General features: G+C 61.0%; 20 protein-coding genes, 1 tRNA gene and 2 pseudogenes. 5 read left to right on the top strand and 18 right to left on the bottom strand.

Annotated features, from left to right (window positions below):
- Positions 1 to 8 precede the first annotated feature (8 nt).
- The 3 genes from BI347_RS04900 to BI347_RS04890 form a co-directional block, all read right to left on the bottom strand.
- Entirely contained in the window at positions 9 to 902 is an 894-nt protein-coding gene (locus tag BI347_RS04900) for a DUF3667 domain-containing protein (protein WP_071115423.1), read from the bottom strand.
- Between the two features lie 61 nt (positions 903 to 963).
- Entirely contained in the window at positions 964 to 1,350 is a 387-nt protein-coding gene (locus BI347_RS04895; RefSeq protein ID WP_139166975.1) for a hypothetical protein, read from the bottom strand.
- 96 nt (positions 1,351 to 1,446) lie between these two features.
- Positions 1,447 to 1,719 (bottom strand): hypothetical protein, encoded by a 273-nt coding sequence (locus BI347_RS04890; RefSeq protein ID WP_071115422.1) that lies wholly within the window; start codon positions 1,717 to 1,719, stop codon positions 1,447 to 1,449.
- A 426-nt stretch (positions 1,720 to 2,145) separates the two neighbouring features.
- Here BI347_RS04890 and BI347_RS22520 point away from each other — a divergent pair, with 426 nt between their 5' ends.
- A complete protein-coding gene (locus BI347_RS22520) occupies positions 2,146 to 2,349 on the top strand; it encodes a cold-shock protein (protein WP_083338705.1) in 204 nt (67 codons plus the stop codon).
- Between the two features lie 157 nt (positions 2,350 to 2,506).
- Positions 2,507 to 2,662 (top strand): transposase, encoded by a 156-nt coding sequence (locus BI347_RS24945; protein WP_420837162.1) that lies wholly within the window; start codon positions 2,507 to 2,509, stop codon positions 2,660 to 2,662.
- Positions 2,663 to 2,781: 119 nt separating this feature from the next.
- Here BI347_RS24945 and BI347_RS04880 read toward each other — a convergent pair.
- A pseudogene (locus tag BI347_RS04880) lies at positions 2,782 to 3,312 on the bottom strand (IS110 family RNA-guided transposase); the annotation flags it as partial.
- 2 nt (positions 3,313 to 3,314) lie between these two features.
- Between BI347_RS04880 and BI347_RS24520 the strand changes: the two are divergent.
- Positions 3,315 to 3,881, top strand: a pseudogene (locus BI347_RS24520) (IS5 family transposase); the annotation flags it as partial.
- A 260-nt stretch (positions 3,882 to 4,141) separates the two neighbouring features.
- Here BI347_RS24520 and BI347_RS04865 read toward each other — a convergent pair.
- The 10 genes from BI347_RS04865 to gmk form a co-directional block, all read right to left on the bottom strand.
- Positions 4,142 to 4,220: transfer RNA gene (locus BI347_RS04865), tRNA-Ile, on the bottom strand.
- Positions 4,221 to 4,309: 89 nt separating this feature from the next.
- The gene (gene rpoD, locus BI347_RS04860) at positions 4,310 to 6,235 is read right to left on the bottom strand and encodes an RNA polymerase sigma factor RpoD (RefSeq protein ID WP_071113163.1); all 1,926 of its coding nucleotides are present in this window, start codon (positions 6,233 to 6,235) and stop codon (positions 4,310 to 4,312) included.
- Between the two features lie 77 nt (positions 6,236 to 6,312).
- Positions 6,313 to 8,100 (bottom strand): DNA primase, encoded by a 1,788-nt coding sequence (gene dnaG / locus BI347_RS04855; protein ID WP_071113164.1) that lies wholly within the window; start codon positions 8,098 to 8,100, stop codon positions 6,313 to 6,315.
- A 21-nt stretch (positions 8,101 to 8,121) separates the two neighbouring features.
- A complete protein-coding gene (locus BI347_RS04850; RefSeq protein WP_071113165.1) occupies positions 8,122 to 8,568 on the bottom strand; it encodes a GatB/YqeY domain-containing protein in 447 nt (148 codons plus the stop codon).
- A gap of 114 nt (positions 8,569 to 8,682) precedes the next feature.
- Positions 8,683 to 8,895: a 30S ribosomal protein S21 gene (gene rpsU, locus BI347_RS04845; RefSeq protein WP_043578765.1), complete on the bottom strand. Its 213-nt coding sequence runs from the start codon at positions 8,893 to 8,895 to the stop codon at positions 8,683 to 8,685.
- 163 nt (positions 8,896 to 9,058) lie between these two features.
- On the bottom strand, positions 9,059 to 9,853 hold the full coding sequence (locus BI347_RS04840; protein ID WP_071115418.1) for a thiazole synthase: 795 nt from the start codon (positions 9,851 to 9,853) through the stop codon (positions 9,059 to 9,061).
- Between the two features lie 35 nt (positions 9,854 to 9,888).
- Positions 9,889 to 10,098, bottom strand: a complete 210-nt coding sequence (gene thiS / locus BI347_RS04835) for a sulfur carrier protein ThiS (protein ID WP_204378004.1) — start codon at positions 10,096 to 10,098, stop codon at positions 9,889 to 9,891.
- Complete coding sequence (locus BI347_RS04830; protein ID WP_071113166.1) at positions 10,095 to 12,251, bottom strand: RelA/SpoT family protein; 2,157 nt, start codon at positions 12,249 to 12,251, stop codon at positions 10,095 to 10,097. The genes thiS and BI347_RS04830 overlap by 4 nt, the downstream gene beginning before the upstream one ends.
- Positions 12,252 to 12,270: 19 nt before the next feature.
- A complete protein-coding gene (gene rpoZ / locus BI347_RS04825; protein ID WP_071113167.1) occupies positions 12,271 to 12,477 on the bottom strand; it encodes a DNA-directed RNA polymerase subunit omega in 207 nt (68 codons plus the stop codon).
- A gap of 83 nt (positions 12,478 to 12,560) precedes the next feature.
- The gene (gene gmk, locus BI347_RS04820; RefSeq protein ID WP_071113168.1) at positions 12,561 to 13,193 is read right to left on the bottom strand and encodes a guanylate kinase; all 633 of its coding nucleotides are present in this window, start codon (positions 13,191 to 13,193) and stop codon (positions 12,561 to 12,563) included.
- A gap of 163 nt (positions 13,194 to 13,356) precedes the next feature.
- Between gmk and BI347_RS04815 the strand changes: the two genes are divergently transcribed.
- Both BI347_RS04815 and BI347_RS04810 read left to right on the top strand, forming a co-directional pair.
- Positions 13,357 to 14,655, top strand: a complete 1,299-nt coding sequence (locus BI347_RS04815; protein WP_071115417.1) for an NCS2 family permease — start codon at positions 13,357 to 13,359, stop codon at positions 14,653 to 14,655.
- Between the two features lie 113 nt (positions 14,656 to 14,768).
- Entirely contained in the window at positions 14,769 to 15,326 is a 558-nt protein-coding gene (locus tag BI347_RS04810; RefSeq protein WP_071113196.1) for an adenine phosphoribosyltransferase, read from the top strand.
- Positions 15,327 to 15,431: 105 nt separating this feature from the next.
- On the opposite strand, the gene BI347_RS04805 is transcribed toward BI347_RS04810, so the two are convergent.
- The 4 genes from BI347_RS04805 to BI347_RS04790 all read right to left on the bottom strand — a co-directional run bounded on the left by BI347_RS04805 (position 15,432) and on the right by BI347_RS04790 (position 18,009).
- A complete protein-coding gene (locus tag BI347_RS04805) occupies positions 15,432 to 16,193 on the bottom strand; it encodes a hypothetical protein (protein ID WP_071115416.1) in 762 nt (253 codons plus the stop codon).
- A 22-nt stretch (positions 16,194 to 16,215) separates the two neighbouring features.
- Positions 16,216 to 16,482: a hypothetical protein gene (locus tag BI347_RS04800; RefSeq protein WP_071115415.1), complete on the bottom strand. Its 267-nt coding sequence runs from the start codon at positions 16,480 to 16,482 to the stop codon at positions 16,216 to 16,218.
- 61 nt (positions 16,483 to 16,543) lie between these two features.
- Entirely contained in the window at positions 16,544 to 17,671 is a 1,128-nt protein-coding gene (locus tag BI347_RS04795) for a DUF1700 domain-containing protein (protein ID WP_071115414.1), read from the bottom strand.
- The gene (locus BI347_RS04790; RefSeq protein ID WP_071113173.1) at positions 17,668 to 18,009 is read right to left on the bottom strand and encodes a PadR family transcriptional regulator; all 342 of its coding nucleotides are present in this window, start codon (positions 18,007 to 18,009) and stop codon (positions 17,668 to 17,670) included. Before BI347_RS04790 ends, BI347_RS04795 begins: the two co-directional genes overlap by 4 nt.
- Between the last annotated feature and the right edge of the window lie 139 nt (positions 18,010 to 18,148).

The following is an 18,148-nucleotide window of genomic DNA, read 5'->3' as shown; positions in this document are numbered from 1 at the left end:
GTCCCGACCTACAGCGATACCAGCACCACCATCCCCAGGCAAACCAGCACGGTGTATATCAGCAGCAAACCCAGCGTCCGCAAGGCGAGCGCGAACTTGCCGCCGCCATACACCCGACGCTGCGCCAGCCACAAATAAACCGGCGTGCCGGCAAAAAACAGCCAGGCGGAAACCGCTGTCAAAACGAAACCCAGGCACAACACCAGAAACAGCCAGGCATGGAAATGCAGCGTGAACACCAGGTGCATGCCATACACCCGGTGCCGGCCGAAATAAGCCAGCCGCAGCAATAATGCGAACAGCGGCATCAGGCTGAACAACACAAACGGCGCGTGGCCGCGCAAGGAATGCAATAGCTCGGCATTGGCCTCTTCCGGCTGCTCGCGGAATCTTTTGACCTCCTTGCCCAGATGATCGCCCCAGCGTTTCAGCCAAAGGTCGGATAGCTGGTTTCCGGTACGCAGGATTACCGAGTCTTGGCTGGAGTCCCCGCCAAATGCCGCCCGCACCTCCGGATCGCTTGCCACGGCCTTGGACAAGGAAGCCGTCTGCGGACTCGCATCCGATTTATCGAAATACACCATCGCCCCGCCCGCTAGCCCAAGCAGCACAAAAAAGAAGAAGCTGATGGTCAGATAGAGCTGAAGCGGTTTGACGTAACGCTGCCGCCGCCCCAGCAGATATTCTTCGGTCAAACGGCCCGGTTGCGCCGCCAGCAGCCACAGGCTGCGCGTCAGCGCACTCTCCATGCTGACATGGTGGTGCAGATACTCATGAATGAACTCCCACAGCGTGGGAATCTTGATATGGGTCTTCTGGCCGCATTCCGGGCAGAACCGGCCGCTGACCGGGTGGTTGCAATTGGCGCAATGGCCGGATGAGGAAGATTGGCGCGGGCACATGGGCAGACTGGCGGACGAAAAGGCGAATCTTAGCCCCGCCCCAATCATGCCAAAAACATTTTTAATCCAGACTATTTACCTTCGCGTCGCCCACCGCTTCCAGCGCGGACGGCTCGCTTAAACGCCCCAGCCGCACCAGCCGAGCGGAGATCGCGCTGCGGCTGCGGCCGTGGTCGGCCGCGATCTGTTTCAAGGGTAGGCCGGCGTCGAAAGCCTGCAACAGCTGATTATCCTCCAGCTCGGACCAGGGATGGCCGCCGTGGTCCGGCAAGGCGCGCCGCGCCTGCTCCCGGTTCTCCACCAACTGCAACGCGCGCGCCGCCAGAAACAGCGCCCGTATTACACCAGGCTGGTTGAACACCGCCTGCGGCGGCAATAATTCTCCGCCATCCGGATCCACTCCATTGGCGAGAGCTTCTACGATGCGGCGGGCTTCGGCTGGCGACACGGAGCAGGCTCCTTTGGCGGTTTGATGGCTGGCACAGTCTTGCATAGGCGGAAAATCATAGCACCGGCATGAAACCACGCCAGCCTGCCCCTCTGATCAGGCCATCCGCCATCGCATCCAACGCGCGCAGCTTGCCGCCACCGCCTGCAGCACCCTTCCGTTGTCCGCATCCTCCACCCAGGCGGCCACCCCGCTGAAAGCCGGCCGCTGGCCATTGGCAAATTGCAAATGCCCCGCAGCATGGTGCGGCCAATCCATACCCGCCTCACGCTGCCAGATCTCCACCGGCAGCTCCTCAGACAAACGATTGCCCAGCCCATGCCATAGCGTGGAGCCAACATCGGCCATGGTTTCCACTAGATGCGCCATTTCACTTTCCATATAGGAGGATGGCGTTAATGACTTGGAGATTGGTCATGCTGACGTTGCCTCGCTGTTGTGGCAGGCAATGTTGGATGCGAGAAAACTATTCAGGGATCAGTTCCATGCCGACACTATCTCAGATCAAGTGCCAGCATGGCGATTAGTGTTAACAGGCCCTAGTCATTTTCAATAAATTTTAAAATTATTTATGCAACTTGCCGTGGGCGCGGTCAGCCTACATTCTTTCAAGATAACAAATCTTGTTGACAATAGAAAAACAACCTGTGCATAATAAAAAAGCAGGATCTTCAAGCGCCATATCTATCGACACCTCGTTGCCCACCCAGCTGGTCTTCATTGTTTCCTTATCTATTCCTTGACTATCATGCTTTTCGGCATTTTATTGCCCTTAACCGACACAAGGAGTAAATTATGGAAACTGGTATCGTTAAATTTTTCAATGACGCAAAAGGTTTTGGCTTTATCACCCCGGACAATGGTGGTGATGATCTGTTCGCTCATTTTTCTGAAATTCGCGCCGATGGATTCAAATCGCTGAATGAAGGCCAAAAAGTGAGCTTCACCAGAGCCATGGGCCAAAAGGGTCCGGCAGCATCTGGCATTCAGCCTCTCTAAATTATTGCTGCTATTAAAAAAGCCCCTAGTGGGCTTTTTTTTGCCTAGGCCTTCCATTTTGGCATCACTGGATAGCCACGCCAAGTGGCGCCATCCCTGGGCATTGTTGTAACCATTGTGAACTGTCCCGGCTCCTGCAGGCATTCCTGCCTTATGATTGGTCTGGCTTGACAAAGACATGCAATGGCTGGCCGAGTCCGCCGGCAACAACGGCCGGCCTGCCAAATATACCGACACTGCCATCCAGTCCATCTTGCTGCGGACCCCGATGAAATCCGCTGACTGGCGCCTCATTCTGTTCGCGAGCCTATAAGCTCGGCACCTGATACAGGTTTCACAAGTCTCTGCCCTACCTGGTTTGTCATCACACTTGATTGCCTGCGCAACCTTTCAACGCAATTCCTATGGCTTGTTTACCTTGCCGGTAGCAGGTCATGGCCTAATGCTGATGTGGTTTGCCTGATACGCCTGCTCTCTGACCAGCACCGCCCAGATCGTTCTGACTATCTTGTTAGCTTGCGCCACGATCACTACATTCTTGGCCCGCCGCTGACTAACCTGTACCAACCAAGGACATGTCTCGGATCGGCAGTAATACACTGCACGCGCACCGTGTATCAGTAGGGTGCGCAAGTCGGCATCACCCCGCCTGCTGATGCCGTGCAGGTTGATCTTGCCGCCGGAGCCCGTTTGCCTGGAAACCAGCCCCAGCCAAGCGGCAAACTCGCGTCCGGACTTGAGTACTTTGGCATCGCCCATTGCCGCGACGGCAGCAGTAGCAGTCAACAAGCCCACACCTGGGATTTCAGCAATCGCCTTGGCCTTGGCATCTGTATGCATCCATTGGCGCAAGCGGCTTTCAATCGCATCAATCTGCTGATCCAGCTGGGTCAAACCACGCCATTGCTCGCGAAAGGTGTCGATTAGCATCGCTGGCAGTCGTTCTGCCAAACGAGCCAGGATGCATCGATAGCACCAGCATCCCGTTTCTCGGCGAAGGCGAGTGGAAACGCAAAAAGCACGGCGCCGAAGATGGTCGGCAGTGGCGCAAGGCACACCTGAGCATTGACGCCGAAACGCTGGAAATCCGAGCTATCGAGGTGACCGGCAACGGTGTGGGCGACGCGCTGATACTGCCGGAGTTGTGAATGCAACTGGCGGATGAGCCGGCTGCCACGGCGACGCTGGATGGCGCCGATGACGCACAGGGTCGTTACGCTGCGCTGTTTGGCCGAGGGATCATGCCGGAGATTCCGCCGCGCAAGAACGCCAAGCCCTGGCAATCGAAAATCACCGGCAGCAAGGTGCGCAACGTCGCGATCGCGGCGTGCAAACGCTTGGGGCGGCGAATCTGGAAGCATTGGAGCGGCTATCACCGCCGCAGTCTGGCGGAATTTCAAGCGACCGGGTAGCCGGGTGATGGCGCGCACCTTTGATCGACAGGTGGCGGAACTGCAAGTACGCGCGGCGTTATTGAACCATTTTATCGCTCTGGGCTGCCGAAGACCGTGGCAGCAGCAGCGATGGGCTGAATTCGCCCTGGGCAAGGAGACGCACGTTCTTGGGCGGGGTCATGCAACAAAGCCCAGTCACGTCATGATGAACGGCGGCAACATCCTGATACCGCAAAGAGCGCTGGGCCACCACAACCTCACCATGACCATGCGCTACGCCCATCTTTCGCCCGATCATCTGAGCGCAACCCGCAAACTGAACCCACTACGCGCGTTGAACCTTTGCTGAACCCGACAAAGCAAAAAGGGCTGCGCTTGCGCGCAACCCCTTGAATTTTTGGTGGGCCCCCCGAGAGTCGAACTCGGCACCAACGGATTATGAGTCCGCTGCTCTAACCAAGCATGAGCTAGAGGCCCAGAGCGCGCAATTATAGCAGGTAAAAAGAAAAATCCCCAAGCCCTTTATTCAGGATGCTTGGGGATTCTTTACAAGACAGGCTGGCTGCTTACTGGCCGCCCGGCTCGTTGTCGAGGAAACTGCGTAGGCGCTCCGAACGAGTGGGATGACGCAGTTTGCGCAACGCCTTGGCTTCGATCTGGCGGATGCGCTCGCGGGTCACGTCGAACTGCTTGCCCACCTCTTCCAGCGTATGGTCGGTGTTCATGTCGATGCCGAAGCGCATGCGCAGGACTTTCGCCTCGCGCGGGGTCAGCGTGTCCAGCACTTCCTTGGTGGCGTCCTTCAGGCTGGAGTACATCGCAGCATCGGACGGCGCCAGGTTGTTCTGGTCTTCGATGAAATCGCCGAGATGGGAATCGTCGTCGTCGCCGATCGGGGTTTCCATGGAGATGGGCTCCTTGGAAATCTTCATGATCTTGCGAATCTTCTCTTCCGGCATCTCCATCTTCTCGGCCAGCTCCGCCGGATCGGGCTCGCGACCGCTTTCCTGCAGGATCTGCCGCGAGATGCGGTTCATCTTGTTGATGGTCTCGATCATGTGCACCGGAATGCGGATGGTGCGCGCCTGGTCCGCGATCGAGCGGGTGATGGCCTGGCGAATCCACCAGGTGGCGTAGGTCGAGAACTTGTAGCCGCGGCGGTATTCGAACTTGTCCACCGCCTTCATCAGACCGATGTTGCCTTCCTGGATCAGATCCAGGAACTGCAGACCGCGGTTGGTGTACTTCTTGGCGATGGAGATCACCAGGCGCAGGTTGGCCTCGATCATTTCCTTCTTGGCGCGGCGAGCCTTGGATTCGCCCGCCGACATCTGGCGGTTGATCTCCTTCAGCGCCTTGATCGACAGCATCGCGCGGTCCTGCAGATCCGACAGGCGGGTCTGCTTCTCGATGATGGCGTGCTTGAAGCGGGTCAGCGCCTCGCTCCAGGCCTTGCCGGAATCGATCTCTTTTTCCACCCAGTCAAGCTTGGTCTCGTTGCCCGGGAACACCTTGATGAAGTGGGCGCGCTCCATGCGCACGCGGCTGACGCAGATATCCTGGATATCGCGCTCGTAAGTGCGGATCTCGTTGACGCGGCCGCGCAGCGACTCACAGAGGCTTTCCACCTGGCGGGTGGCGAAGCGCACCAGCATGAACTCGGTGGTGATCGCGTCCTGCAGCTCCAGGTATTCCTTGCTCTGATGACCCTTGCTGTTCAGCACCTTGACCATCTTGTCGAACAACAGCCGCACGCCGGCAAAGTGCTCCAGCGCTTCCTGCTTCAGCTCTTCCAGATTGGCGGCGGCGTCGGCGTCGGCGTCGACCTCCTCGGCCTCCTCGTCCTCTTCCTCCTCCTCGTCGAGCAGCTCGTCGTCGGCATCAGGTTCGACGAACTGGGGGTCCTGCTCGGTCGGAGCATTGAGGTCGATGAAACCGTCCACCACTTCGTCGACGCGGATTTCATCGCGCGCCACGCGCTCCATCAGCTCCAGCACCTCGGCGATGGTGCCGGGGCAGGCGGAGATGGCCTGGATCATGTACTTGAGGCCGTCTTCGATCCGCTTGGCGATTTCGATTTCGCCTTCGCGGGTCAACAGCTCCACCGAACCCATTTCGCGCATATACATGCGCACCGGGTCGGTGGTGCGGCCGAACTCGGAGTCGACCGAAGACAGGGCCGCCTCGGCTTCTTCCACCGCGTCCTCGTCGGCGACCGCCGGCGTGGCGTCGGACATCAGCAAGGTTTCAGCGTCCGGCGCTTCTTCGCATACCTGGATCCCCAGACCGGCAATCATCGTGACGATGTTTTCGATCTGCTCGGCGTCGGATACGTCTTCCGGCAGGTGGTCGTTGATTTCGGCGTAGGTCAGATACCCACGCTCTTTGCCCAGGGCGATCAGCTGGCGCAAGCGTTTCCGCTGCTCTTCCAGGCTCATCACTTCCTGTTGGCTGTCCTGCACATCTTTCTGGTTTTCGGGAGAGGCCGCCATTTCGCTTCCTGCTTGAAAAAAAGCCGAAAAAAACAGTTGATTATAACACAACTACCTGGGTTTTTCCGCCGAACCTGCTAGTTCGGCGACGAGAACATTTCCCGCCACAACTGGCCGAACAGGGCTTTTTCCTCGGAAGTCAGCCCTTCGTGCCGGTCCTTCAGTTTTAGCCGCTCCAACTGCGCGGCATGCAGCATTTTCAACAGCTTGGCGTTGCCGTCCTGGAACAGCTGCCGGTCGTCCTCGCTGGGATCGGCAAACTCGTCCGGGTCCTGCATCGCCTGCTGCAGCACGCTGTCTATCAGACCCTCGTAGGGCGTGCCGCGCAGGCCTTCTATCAGCTGCGCGGTATTGGGCTCTTCGCCATGCTCCTGCACTCGCTCCGCCAGCATCGCGAAGCAGGCCAGTTCGTCGGACAGCGCCATGCTGTCCGGCAATTGCACGTCTCCGGCCCAGCCGGGGTTCATCAACAGCCACTTGATCAGTTTTTTGACCATGGTGGTGTTGATCTGGCGCTGCGATTCGGCCGGCAGCTTGTAATCGCGCCGCCCGCTCCTGCTCCGCTCGGCCCTGGGCTTGCCGCCGGTGAGCATGTCGAACTCGTCGACCTCCACCCCGGCAAGTTCGGCCAAACGCTTCTTGATGATGAAGCCCAGCGCCGGCGCGCTGATCTGCGCCAACAGCGGCGCCGCGCGGCGAATCAGGTCGGCCTTGCCCTCCGGCGTGCTGAGATTGACCTCCCGGCACAGCTCGCGGGTGAAATACACCGACAGCGGCAGGCTTTCCTGCTCCAACAACTGCTCAAACGCATCCGTGCCGAATTCGCGGACATAGCTGTCCGGATCGTGCTCGGACGGCAAGAACAAAAAGCTCAGCGACTTGCCGTCCACCAGCTGCGGCAGGCTGTTCTCCAGCGCGCGCCAAGCCGCCTTCAAGCCGGCCTTGTCGCCATCGAAACAGAAATACACCTGATCGGCATGCTTGAGCAGCTTGCGCACATGCTCGCCGGTGGTGGCGGTGCCCAGCGTGGCCACCGCGTAGCCGACGCCGTACTGCGCCAGCGCCACCACATCCATATAGCCTTCGACCACCAGCACCCGGTTTTTATCCCGTATCGCCTGGCGCGCCTCGTACAGGCCGTACAGCTCGCGGCCCTTTTCGAACAACGGCGTTTCCGGCGAATTCAGGTACTTCGGCTCGCCCTTGCCCAGCACCCGGCCGCCGAAGCCCACGATGGCGCCGCGCTGGTTGCGGATCGGGAACATCAGCCGGTCGCGGAAGCGGTCGTAACGACGGCCGCTGTCCTCGGCCACGATCACCAGCCCGGCCTCCACCAGTTTTTCATCCTGGTAGTTGTCGGTGATTGCCTCCAGGTTCTGCCAGCCGTCCGGCGCGTAGCCCAGGCCGAAGCGCGCGGCGATTTCGCCGGACAGCCCCCTGCCCTTGCAGTAGGCCACCGCATTGGGCCCGCTTTTCAGCTCGCGGCGGTAGAAATCGTTGGCCAGCTGCATCAGCTGTTCCAGCGACACCTGCTTCTCGCGCGCCTTGCGGCTGGCTTCAGGATTGACCACCCGCTCGTTGGGCACCTGCATGCCTATGCCTTCGGCCAACAGCTTGACCGCGTCGACAAAGCCTATGCCCTGGTACTCCATCACGAAGCCGATGGCCGAACCGTGCGCGCCGCAGCCGAAGCAGTGATAGAACTGCTTGCTGGGACTTACCGTAAATGAGGGCGATTTTTCCTTGTGGAAGGGGCAGCAGGCCATATAGTTCTGCCCGCCCTTCTTCAAGGGAACGTAGCGGTCCACCACGTCGACGATGTCGACGCGGGACAGCAGCTGATCAATGAAATCCTGCGGAATCAAAACAGCGCGACCCGACTACGCTCAGGCACTGAGCGTGGCCTTGATCAAAGCGGACACCTGCGCCATGTCGGCGCGGCCGGCCAGTTGCGGACGCAGCGCGCCCATCACCTTGCCCATGTCCTGCATGCCGGCGGCGCCGGTTTCGGCCACCGCCTTGACGATCAGCGCCTTGATTTCGGACTGGCTCAACTGCTGCGGCATATAAGCCATCAGCACGTCCATCTCGGCCTGCTCCTTGTCCACCAGGTCCTGACGCTGCGCGGTCTGGTACTGGGCGATCGAGTCGCGACGCTGCTTGATCATTTTGTCGATGACGGCGATGATGCCGGCGTCGTCCAGTTCGATGCGCTCGTCCACTTCCCTTTGCTTGACGGCGGCCAACAACAGGCGAATCGCGCCCAGCTTGCCGGTTTCCTTCGCCTTCATGGCGGACTTCATGTCGTCGGTGATGCGAACTTTGAGGCTCATGTCGTGCTCACTAGGATGCAGGCACTGCCCTGGGGCAGCAGAAGAGGGAATTCGGAAGTACAAATGGCAAAACCGCAGGCATGGCCTGCGGTCCTGCTTGGTGCCGGGAAGCTCTTAGTAGAGTTTCGGCGGCAGCATTTGGCTGCGGATGCGCTTGTAGTGGCGCTTAACCGCAGCAGCGTGCTTGCGCTTGCGCTCGGTGGTCGGCTTCTCGTAGAACTCGCGGGCGCGCAGTTCGGTCAGCAGACCAGTCTTTTCCACAGCGCGCTTGAAGCGACGCAGAGCAACTTCAAACGGTTCGTTCTCTTTAACGCGAATATTCGGCATTTACTTAAGGGTCCTTAGATTTCTTTAGGGCGCGGCCAGGGCCGCCGCCTGTAAAAACAGCATTTTAGCAATGTTACTGCATTTGTAAAAGTCTGAAACGACAACGTCAGGTCATCTTGTGGTGTTTTGCGCGGTTTGGCGCGGCCAGCCTGGGCCATGAACATCACGACTTGACGGAAGAAATCACCCCCTCACTAGGAGAACTTGGCGTTGCACTATAAAAACGTTTCGGCATCCGACCGGCCAGATAGGCGGCTCGGCCAGCTTCCACGGCCAGTTTCATTGCATGCGCCATCAGCACCGGTTGCCGGGCGCCGGCAATCGCGGTATTCATCAGCACGCCGTCGCAGCCCAACTCCATCGCAACCGCCGCATCGGAGGCGGTGCCCACGCCGGCATCCACCAGCACCGGGACTTTGGACTGCTCGATAATCAGTTGCAGGTTCCACGGATTGAGTATCCCCATGCCGGAACCGATCAAGCTGGCCAGCGGCATGATCGCGCAGCAACCGATCTGCTCCAGCTCGCGCGCGACGATGGGATCGTCCGAGGTATAGACCAAGACGTCGAAGCCCTCCGCCACCAGCACTTCGGCGGCCTTGAGGGTTTCTTTTACATTGGGGTACAGATTGTTCGGATCCCCCAGCACTTCCAGCTTGACGAAACGATGGTCGTCGAGAAGCTCCCGGGCCAGCCGCAAAGTCCGGATGGCATCCTCGGCGGAGTAGCACCCCGCCGTATTGGGCAGCAGGTTATACCGGTTCTTTGGCAAAAAGTCCAACAAATTCGGCTCGTTAGCGTTTTGCCCCAGATTGACGCGGCGGATCGCCACGGTGACGATTTCAGTGCCGGCGGCGTCCAGCGCCTCCGCAGTTTGCTGAAAATCCCGGTACTTGCCGGTCCCCACCAACAGCCGCGAACTGAATGTCCTGCCGGCTATCACCAGTTGATCGCTCACCTGCTTCCCCTTCCCTTCGATACGGTAAGACAGCCTCAGCCTCCGCCGACGGCCACCACGATTTCCAGCTCGTCGCCGTCGGCCAGCGCCGCCTGCGGATACTGGCTGCGCGGCACGATCTCGCCGTTGCGCTCCACCGCCACCCGCTTGCCGGTCAACTCCAGCGCCACTACCAGTTCGGCCAGCGTCGACACGCCGACGAAGCGCCTGGCCTCGCCGTTGATATGCAGATTCAACTGATTCATCTTCTCTCCACGCGTTGCACCACCCCCAGCTGGCGGACGGCGTTCAGCACGCGCTCCAGATGCTCGACGCCTTCCACCTGCAGGCGGAAGTGGATGTTGAACAGGCCATCGCCATCGCGGCTGCTATCCTGGGTGTCGGCGCTCTCTATATTGGCCGACGCCTGCGAGATGGCGGTGGCGATATCGGCCAGCGCGCCGCGCTCGTTACGCGACAGCACGCCGACGGTGACGCCGAACATCCGGTCGCGCTGCGCCTCCCAATTCACTTCCAGCAGCTTGTCGTGGTCGGCGCGGCGGGCGTTCGGGCAGCCGGTGCGGTGTATCACCAGGCCTTGGCCTTTGGTGATCACGCCCAATATCTCGTCGCCGGGCAAGGGATTGCAGCAAGGCGACAGCTGCACCATGCCGGCCTCGTTGCCGCGGATGGTGATGGGGCCGACACGCACGCCCTCGCCCAGCCTCTCGCCGGCCAGCTCCAGCATGCGGCGCGCCACCACGATGGGCAGCAGCTTGCCGGTGCCGATTTCGGCCAGCACATCGTCGAAACTGCTCATCTTCTCGCCGTAGGCGGCGAAATATTCCACCCGGAGGTCGTCGCTGACCGCCAGCGGCGTGGTCGCCAAGGCGCCAACCGCTTGGCGCAGCAATTTCTCGCCCAGCGCCACCGCTTCCTCGCGCTGCAGGCTCTTCAGGTAATTGCGGATGCCGGAGCGGGCGCGGCCGCTCTGCACGAAGGCCAGCCACGACGGATTGGGCTTGGCTTGGGTGGAGGTGATGATCTCCACCGTGTCGCCGTTGCGCAGCACGGTGCGCAGCGGCACCAGCGCGTGGTTGACGCGGGCGGCGATGCAGCGGTGGCCGACGTCGGTATGCACTGCGTAGGCGAAGTCCACCGGAGTGGCGCCCTGCGGCATCACCATGATCTTGCCCTTGGGCGTGAACACATAGACCTCGTCCGGGAACAGGTCGATCTTGATGTGTTCCAGGAACTCGACCGCGTCGTCGCTCTCCTCCTGCATGTCCAGCAGCTTCTGCAGCCACTGGTGCGTGCGCTGCTGCGCGGTGTTGACGCCGCCGCCGCTCTTGTACATCCAGTGCGAGGCGACGCCGGCCTCGGCCACACTGTGCATTTCGCGGGTGCGGATCTGCATCTCCACCGGCGTGCCGTAGGGGCCGAACAGCGTGGTGTGCAGGCTCTGATAGCCATTGCCCTTGGGAATGGCGATGTAATCCTTGAATTTGCCGGGAATCGGCTTGTACAGACTGTGCAGCGCGCCCAGCGCCAGATAGCAGGCGGGAATGTCGTTGACCACCACGCGGAAGCCGTAGATGTCCAGCACCTCGGAGAAAGACAGATGCTTCTCCTGCATTTTCTTGTAGATGCTGTAGAGGTTCTTCTCGCGGCCCTTGATGGTGGCTTCGATATTGCTCTGCACCAGGCGCTGGCTGACCGCCTGCAAAATCTTGTTGACCACTTCGCGGCGGTTGCCGCGCGCGGCGCGCACCGCCTTGGACAGCACGCCGTAGCGGTGCGGGTGCAGATGCTTGAACGCCAGGTCCTGCAGTTCGCGGTAGACCTTGTTCAGACCGATGCGGTTGGCGATCGGCGCGTAGATTTCCAGCGTTTCCAGCGCGATGCGGCGGCGCTTGTCCTCGCGCATTGAGTCCAGCGTGCGCATATTGTGCAGCCGGTCGGCCAGCTTGACGATGATCACGCGGATGTCGCGCGCCATCGCCAGCACCATCTTGCGGAAGCTCTCCGCCTGCGCGGCTTCCTTGGTCTGGTATTCCAGCCTTTCCAGCTTCGACAGGCCGTCCACCAGATCGGCGACGATCTTGCCGAACTTCTCGATCAGCGTCGGCTTGGTGACGCCGGTGTCTTCCAGCACGTCGTGCAGCAAGGCGGCCGCCAGGCCCTGCACGTCCAGCCGCCATTCGGCGAGCATGGTCGCCACCGCCAGCGGGTGGGTGATGTAGGGTTCGCCGCTCTTGCGGGTCTGGCCTTCGTGCGCCTCGCGGCTGACCGAGAAGGCCAACCGGAGCAGCTCGATGTCTTCCGGCTTGAGATAACGCGCGGCATTCCCGAAGAACGCCGCCGCGTCGGAGTCGATCAGGGCGTTGTAATCAATGCCTGTCTCTATGCCGGTGCCCATCATCTACTCCGTCCAGCAATCAGGCCTTGCCGCGATTGAGGATTTCCTTGCCGACATGGCCGGCGGCGATTTCACGTAGGGCGACCACGGTCGGCTTGTGTCGGCCCGGCTCTACGAAAGAGGTGGCTCCGGAGGCAACCTGACGCGCGCGGTAAGCGGCGGCCAGAGTCAGGTCAAAACGGTTCTGGATGCGGTCCAGGCAGTCGTCAACAGTAATGCGGGCCATGGTTTCTCTCAGCTAGATGTAAGGGTTATGGGGTTCACTATATCGAATTTTCGCCTTTGCAATGCAGCAAGGACGGACTATTTTTACTGCGCGCCGGCGCTGCCCATGTAACGGAACATCTCGGCCAGGCGGCGGCACTGCACCTCGCTGCGCAGACGGCGCGCGCGGACGATGCTGATCAGGTCCTGGCGGGCGCGTTCGAAGTCGTCGTTGACCACGATGTAGTCGTACTCGGCGATCTTGTCGATCTCGGCGCGGGCGGAGGCCAGCCGGCGCAGGATGACGTCTTCGGTATCGGTATCGCGGCCGCGCAGACGGCGCTCCAGCTCTTCGATCGAGGGCGGCGCGATGAAGATGCCGACCGCGCCGGGGAAGACCTTGCGCACCTGCTCGGCGCCCTGCCAATCGATTTCCAGCAGGATGTCCTGGCCAACTTCCAGCCGGCTGCGTATCCATGGCGCGCTGGTGCCGTAGCAGTTGCCGTAGACTTCGGCGTGCTCGAGGAAATCGCCGCGCGCCACCATGGCGTCGAAGACGGCCCGGTCGACAAAGTGGTAATGCTTGCCGTCGATCTCGCCCTTGCGCGCCGGACGGGTGCTGTAGGACACCGACAATTCGACGCTGGGCTCGGCCTGCAGCAAAGCGGCCACCAGGGAAGTCTTGCCGGCGCCGGACGGCGCAACCACGATGTAAATGTTCCCGATAGGCTGGCTCATAAATACAAACGTTTGCCGGAGAGTAATTTTTCAGGATAGCACAGCGGGGCGGCGATTGTTAAGCAGAGACATATTTTCACGTCAAGATTTAGGTGTTTCAGACCCTGCTGATCGATAATGCCGCCGTTTTCATACTCATGCAACCCGCCCGGAGTACCGCTTCATGCAACTGCTGGAAAGCTTGTTCAAGCTCAAGGAACACGGCACCACGGTGAGGACCGAAGTCATTGCCGGCTTCACCACCTTCCTGACCATGGCCTACATCATCCTGGTCAATCCGCTGATCCTGTCGAGCACCGGCATGGACCTCAACGCGGTGTTCGTCGCCACTTGCCTCGCCGCCGCGCTGGGCACCGCCATCATGGGCCTGGTGGCCAACTACCCGATCGCGCTGGCGCCGGGCATGGGCCTGAACGCCTACTTCACCTTCAGCGTGGTCAAGGGCATGGGCCTGTCATGGGAAACCGCGCTGGGCGCGGTGTTCATCTCCGGCCTGGTATTTCTGGCGGTCAGCCTGTTCAAGGTGCGCGAAGCCATCGTCAACGCGATACCGCAATCGCTGAAGTTCGCCATCTCCGCCGGGGTGGGGATGTTCCTGGCCATCATCGCGCTGAAGAACGCCGGCGTGATCACCGCCCATCCGGCCACCTACCTGACGCTGGGCAACATCCACAGCCCCACCACCCTGCTGGCCATCTTCGGCTTCTTCCTGATCGTGGCGCTGGAATACCGCAAGGTGCCCGGCTCCATCATCATCGGCATCCTGGTGGTGACCGTGCTGTCGATCGCGCTTGGCCTGTCGCCGTTCAAGGGCGTGGTATCGCCGATCCCGAGCATGGCGCCGACCTTCATGCAGATGGACATCCAGGGCGCGCTGCATGCCGGCCTGATAGGCGTGATCTTCGTGTTCTTCTTCGTCGACCTATTCGACACCACCGGCACCCTGGTGGGCGTATCGCACCGCGCCGGCCTCTTAGACAAGGACGGCAAGCTGCCGCGCCTGAAGCGCGCGCTGATGGCGGATTCAATAGCCATCACCGCCGGCGCCATGATGGGCACCTCGTCCACCACCGCCTACGTGGAGTCCGCCGCCGGCACCGCGGTGGGCGGCCGCACCGGCCTCACCGCCGTGGTGGTGGCGCTGCTGTTCCTGGCCGCGCTGTGGTTGTCGCCGCTGGCCGCCACTGTGCCGGCCTACGCCACCGCGCCGGCGCTGTGCTATGTGGCGGTGCTGATGGCCCGGGGCCTGGCGGAAATCGAATGGAACGACCTGACCGAGTCCGCCCCGGCGGTGATGACGGCGCTGGCGATGCCGTTCACCTTCTCCATCGCCGACGGCATCGCCTTCGGCTTCATCAGCTACGCGGTGATCAAGATCCTGGCCGGCCGCTTCGCCGACCTGAAGCCGGCGGTGCTGGTGATCGCCGCCTTGTGGGTGTTCAAACTGGCTTTCTTCGCCTGAAAACTTGAGCACCGCCTGGCAAAAAGGCCTGCCGCCACAGCGGCGGGCCTTATTGTTGGCCGACGCCCATCGGCAAATATCGCAGTCTCTTGATTTCGAAGTACAATAGCGCCATGGAAAACCTCAGCAATCTCGACTACTCCAGCTACCTGAAGGGCTGGATTCGCACCGTGCCCAACTGGCCGCAACAAGGCGTGATGTTCCGCGACATCACCCCGTTGCTGCAAAACCCGAAAACCTTCCGCATGCTGATCGACATCTACGTCCATCGCTACATGATCGAGAAGGTGGATCTGGTGGCCGGCCTCGACGCGCGCGGCTTCATCATCGGTTCGGTTCTGGCCTACGAGCTGAACGTCGGCTTCGTTCCCATCCGCAAGAAGGGCAAGCTGCCCTTCACCACGGTTGAGGAAGAGTACGAGCTGGAGTACGGCAACGCCGCGGTGGAAATGCACACCGACGCCTGCAAGCCGGGCGACCGCGTGATCCTGATCGACGACCTGGTGGCCACCGGAGGCACCATGATGGCCGGCTACAAGCTGCTGAAGCGCATGGGCGCCGACGTGCTGGAGGCCGCCGCCATCATCGAACTGCCGGAGCTGGGCGGCGCCCAGCTGGTGCGCGACGGCGGCCTGGACCTGTTCACCGTCTGCAGCTACGAAGGCCATTGAGCCCCGTCTTGGCCGCATCGAAAAAGGAGCCTCCGGCTCCTTTTTTCATGGCCGAAAAAAAGCCCGGCGCAAGGCCGGGCAAGGGACACGGAGTCATACCGTATTTCAATCCTGAGCCAACGACACCTTAACCGCCTGGCCCTTGACCCTCACCTTCAGCGGCGCGCCCGGCGTATTGATCCAGTCGCTGCTCACCTTGTTGGCCTGTCCTTCCACCTGGTAATCCAGCTTCGCCGTCTTGCCGGCGCTGAAATCCAGTTTCACCATCTGGCCATTGACCTCGACGCTCGCCGCCGGCTGCGCGCCCTGCAGCGCGAGGTCGGCCGTAACCGCCTGGCCGTCCAGCGCCACCAGCTTGCTAACGCCCTTGAAGTCCAGGTTCACCGCTTCGCCCTTCACCCTCAACTCGCCGACATTGCCTTTCACATCGCTCTTGACCGCATCGCCGGACAGATTTATCGCGCCGTAAGCGCCCTTCAGGTCGATGTGCACCGCCTGGCCGTGAATCCGCACCTTGTCGAACTGGCCGGATATATCGCCGTTCACCGCCTTCAGGTCTACATCCAGCTGCTTGCCCGGCTTGACGTTGCCGCGGATCACCAGCGCGCAGCGCTCGGCGGCCACCGCTCCCAGGTCGATCCGGAAAGTCAGCTCGCCCCCCTGCCGGGTGGTCAGCACCTTGCAACCGGTGTCGGACCAGTTGCGCTTCTCGAGGCTCAGCTTGTAAGGCTTGGCCGCGTCGGCGGTCAGCTCCAGCTTGGCGGCGTCGCCGCGGAAATTCAGCCGGTCTATACTGCCGGCCTCCTCGGCGCGGGCCGCGGCGCTGGCTGTCAGCAGCAGGCCGGCGGCGATCTTGGCTATGCTCATCAGGGTTCTCCTTGCCATGGTTTCAGTGCAGATACAGCCAGTAGCTGGCGGCATTGACGATGACCGCCGCGCTGATGGCCAGCGCCTGGATCGCCAGCTGGCCGCGGCTGTGGCGCAGGATGCGGCGGCGGGCGAAGGCGGCGGCGGCCAGTTGCCGGGTTTCGGTCAGAATGGCCAGCAGGCGGTTTTCGCTGCCGCGGTCGGACACCGCGTCGCGGATATAGCCGCGGTAGTCGTTGAGGATCTTGCGCAGCTCGGCTTCCGGCAGTTCCACCAGAGTCAGTTGCAATTACTGCAGGCAGGCATCGTTTTTCATGATCAACACTCCCATTGGATTGCAAAGTTTTGGTTCAGGCCGCGGCGTTTTCGCGGTCCTTGCCAGACACCAGCTCGATCTGATACTTCACATAGGACACCAGCACTCGCCAGGTCAGCCGGGTCAGCCACACGCAGAACACCAGTCCCAGCGCGCCGCTCAGCAGCAAGCCCAAACCCACCACCAGCGCGCTCATTCCCACCGACAGGCCGGGCAAGGCGTCGATCTGAATGTGGTCGGTGCCATCTTTCAACGCGATCTTGCTTTCTGAAATTTCCAGCGCGCTGCCGCCATCGTTCAGCAAAATGCTGCTTTTCGGCCCACTGGCGGCAAGCTTAAGTGCGGTGCCGCCGGCCGAGGCGTCAAACTGCACCAAGCGGCTGTTGTCATCGACGCGGGCGGTGAACACATCGCCGCTGTCTTCACGCAAAGTCAGTTCGCGGATCGCGCGGCCATTGATGCTGACTTCGCCATCCTCAATCTGGGCAAGCTGGCGCACGGTCGGCTGGCTGGCATCGACCTTCAATTTCCCCTGCTGTTTGAACACCAGCAGCGAGTCGCCCCGCCGGGTCTTGAGTTCGAAACGGTCGCCATCGTCCGGGTTCAGCATCAAGCGGCCGTTATCAATCCAGACCTGCCCGGCGTGATCGTTCTTATCGCTGCTCAAGGCCATTTCCGCCCCATTGTCGCCATAGCGACCGATATAATCGCCATGGCGACCGATATACCAGCCGGAGCCGTCGCTGGTGAATTGCGGCCAGCCGAACAGGCTGTGGCTGCCCCAGCCCACCACCACCGCCAGCCCGGCCACCAGGAAGCTGAGCGAGACGATGTAGCCGACCGTCAGAAACAACAGGTAGGCCAGGAAAGGCAGGGCCAGGAAGAAATTGAGCACGCCCAGCCCGGCGATGGACACCATCACCCGCGACAGGTTGGCGAAGGAGCGGTGCTGCTCCCACTGCCGGTAGTGGCTTTGCGCCTTCAGTTCGCGCGCCAGTTTCTGCGGGCTGCCCAGCGCCGCCACCACCTCGGCCTCGTCGCGGCCGTCGGCCAGCGCGTCGTTGAAATACTCGTCGTAATCCGAGAGGATTTCGCGCACCATTTCCGGCTTCAGTCCGGACAGCGCCCGCTCCAGCTGCTGTAAAAAGTCTTTGCGCGTCATTGCAGTGTCCCTTCTGTCGATGCCGCCGGGTCATCCCGCAGCACGTTTTCCACTTCGGCCACAAACTCCTGCCACTCCTGGCGCATCGTCGCCAGCTCCAGCCGCCCAGCTTCGGTCAGCTTGTAATACTTGCGCGACGGGCCGGATGACGACTCAACCAGATAGGTGCTGACCCAGGATTCGTTCTGCAGCCTGCGCATCAACGGATAGATGGTGCCTTCGCTGATTTCCATGCCCTGCGACAGCTTGCTGACCAGCTCGTAGGCGTAGCTGTCGGCTTGGGCCAGCACCGCCAGTACGCACATGTCCAGCGTGCCCTTTTTCAATTGCGTCTTCATCTCTTAGCCTTCCTAATAGACTGGCAATACATGATACCTTGCATTGCAAGCAACATCGATGGACTGCTGCATCGGGATGTCTGACTGAACTGTATGACAAGATACCTTGTATCGCAAGGTATCTTTCATTATGTAATGA

Origin of the sequence: Chromobacterium sphagni (genome assembly GCF_001855575.1) — a bacterium.
GTDB classification, from domain to species: domain Bacteria; phylum Pseudomonadota; class Gammaproteobacteria; order Burkholderiales; family Chromobacteriaceae; genus Chromobacterium; species Chromobacterium sphagni.
This window is presented reverse-complemented; position numbering and strand designations above follow the sequence as displayed.